Raw genomic sequence first — 2,590 nt, 5'->3', positions numbered from 1 at the left:
TTGGGTATTCCGGAGCCATCCGGCCACCCATTCCGGAAACATCCGGCATAGCAATCCGGTAGCATCCGACCACTGATTCCGGAAACATCCGGCCGGTCATTACGGGCCATCCGTCACCCCTGATTTTTGCCTCAGTGCAGTCCTGACTATTCACTCGCTACGCTCTTCCTGAATCCCTCAAGGAAGAGTTGATAGCCTCATGCAGAGACTGCCCATGCGCAAAATTCGCGATGTCTTAAGACTCAAGTTTGAGAATGGCCTGAGCAATCGCCGTATCGCCCATTCCTGTCATATCTCACGCGCCACGGTGAAGGATTACCTGACCCGGTTCCAGAGCTCCGGGCTGTCATGGCCTCTTCCTGATGAGCTGGATGAACAGGCGCTGGAACAGCATCTGTTCGCTACGCCGGAAAAAGCCCGTAAAAGTGAGCGGATCACACCAGATTGGCAACACATCCACAAGAACCTGAGCCGTCCGGGCGTCACCCTGAACCTGTTGTGGCAAGAATACAAAGCGGGCTGCCCCGACGGTTACCAGTACAGTTACTTCTGTGACAAGTACCGTGACTGGCGTCGTCACCTGGATGTGGTGATGCGCCAGAATCACCTGGCCGGTGACAAGCTCTTCCTCGATTACGCAGGCCACACCATGCCTGTCACAGACCAGGCCACGGGAGAGATCCGTCAGGCCCAGATCTTTGTTGCGACCCTGGGCGCTTCCAGTTACACCTACTGCGAAGCGACCTGGAGCCAATCTCTGCCAGACTGGATCGGCTCCCATGTCCGCACCTTTGCGCACCTGGGTGGCGTGCCTAATATGCTGGTGCCGGACAATCTCAAATCCGCGGTCACCAGCCCCCACCGCTATGAGCCTGAGAAGAATCCGACCTATCAGGATCTGGCGGAGCACTACCATGTGGCTGTTGTGCCAGCCCGGGTGCGCAAGCCGCAGGATAAAGGCAAGGTGGAAACCGCGGTCCTGGTTGTGGAACGCTGGATACTGGCGCGGCTGAGGGATTGCACCTTCTTCTCCCTGCAGGCTTTGAACGAAGCCATCAAACCTCTGTTGGAGGAACTGAACCGCAAACCGTTCCAGAATATGCCGGACGAATGTCGTCAGTCCCTGTTCGATACCCTGGACAAACCGGCCTTGAAGCCTCTGCCAGCCGAGCGCTACCAGTTCGCCGAATGGAAGAAAGCCCGGGTGCATATGGACTACCACGTCGAGGTCAACAAGCACTTCTACTCGGTGCCTTACAACCTGGTGAAAAAACAGCTGGACGTGCGTATCACCGGTCAGACCATCGAATGCTTCCAGAAGGGCAAGCGTGTTGCCAGCCATGTGCGCTCTCACCTCAAGGGGCGACATACGACACAACCTGAACACATGCCGGAGAAACACCGCCGCTACGCCGAGTGGACACCGGAGCGTCTGCAAAACTGGGCCGCCAAGACCGGAGGACATACCGAAGAGGTCGTCGTACGTATTCTGGAGAGTCGCAAGTATCCGGAACAAGCCTTTCGTAGTTGTCTGGGCATCATACATCTGGGCAAGCGTTACAACCCGGAGCGACTGGAAAAAGCCTGCCAGCGCGCCCTGCATCTGGGGGCATGCAGCTACAAAACCCTTGAGGCCATCCTTCGCAACGGACAGGATCAACAACCGCTGCCAGACAGTCAGCCCCTCATCGCGCTCCCCGAGCGTCACGATAATGTGCGCGGCGCACTCTACTACAACTGAGGAGACTGACCATGTTGCGCAACCCCACACTGGACAAGCTTCAGGCCTTAAAACTCACCGGCATGCTGACGGCACTGGACGAGCAAATGGCCAACCCTGAACTTCACCAACTGAGCTTCGAGGAGCGGCTCGGTCTGCTGCTGGACAGGGAAGCGACCGAACGAGACAACCGTCGCCTGACGACCCGACTCAAACAGGCGCGCTTGAAACAATCGGCCTGCATGGAAGATATCGACTTCCGACCTATGCGCGGCCTGAACCGTGAACAGTTCCGGCAACTGTTGGACAGTCAGTGGGTCAGAGAGCATCAGAATGTCTTGCTGACCGGGCCGACAGGCGTAGGCAAAACCTGGCTGGCCTGTGCTCTGGCCCAGAAAGCCTGCCGGGATGGATACACCGCGGTTTATCATCGTGTTCCCCGTTTGCTGCAGGACCTGCACATCGCCAAAGGGGATGGTCGTTACCCGAAGCTGATGGCCACCCTCGCCCGGGTTGATGTGTTGCTACTGGATGACTGGGGACTGGCAGCCTTCAGTGACCAGCAACGTCGGGACATGCTGGAGATTCTGGAAGATCGGCACAGTGTCAAAAGCACGGTGGTCACCAGCCAGCTCCCGGTGGAGCACTGGCATGAAATGATCGGTGACCCAACGGTGGCTGATGCCATCCTCGACCGACTGATCCACAACGCTCACCGCATCCCGTTACAAGGAGAATCAATGAGGAGAAAGAGCAAAAAACTCGCTCCCAAAGAGAGTTCATCCTAAGCTGCCACCCACTGCACTGACGGCATCAGGATGGGGTGTCGGATGTAAACGGAATCAGTGGCCGGATGCTCCGGAATACGCA

The 2,590-nt window shown here is 57.3% G+C and carries 2 protein-coding genes; both read left to right on the top strand.

Annotation, left to right across the window (positions count from 1 at the left end; genetic code table 11):
- The first annotated feature begins 199 nt into the window (after positions 1 to 199).
- Entirely contained in the window at positions 200 to 1,741 is a 1,542-nt protein-coding gene (gene istA, locus QMA35_RS21320; protein ID WP_281649154.1) for an IS21 family transposase, read from the top strand.
- Positions 1,742 to 1,752: 11 nt separating this feature from the next.
- Complete coding sequence (istB, locus tag QMA35_RS21315) at positions 1,753 to 2,508, top strand: IS21-like element helper ATPase IstB (protein ID WP_281649153.1); 756 nt, start codon at positions 1,753 to 1,755, stop codon at positions 2,506 to 2,508.
- Positions 2,509 to 2,590 lie beyond the last annotated feature (82 nt).

Origin of the sequence: Parendozoicomonas sp. Alg238-R29 (assembly GCF_947331445.1) — a bacterium.
In the GTDB taxonomy this organism is placed as follows: Bacteria; Pseudomonadota; Gammaproteobacteria; order Pseudomonadales; family Endozoicomonadaceae; genus Sansalvadorimonas.
This window is presented reverse-complemented; position numbering and strand designations above follow the sequence as displayed.

What these genes read in the sequence shown, in the direction of transcription:
- istB (WP_281649153.1), top strand. Translation starts at nt 1,753, where the DNA reads ATGTTGCGCAACCCCACACTGGACAAGCTTCAGGCCTTAAAACTCACC.
- istA (WP_281649154.1), top strand. Translation starts at nt 200, where the DNA reads ATGCAGAGACTGCCCATGCGCAAAATTCGCGATGTCTTAAGACTCAAG.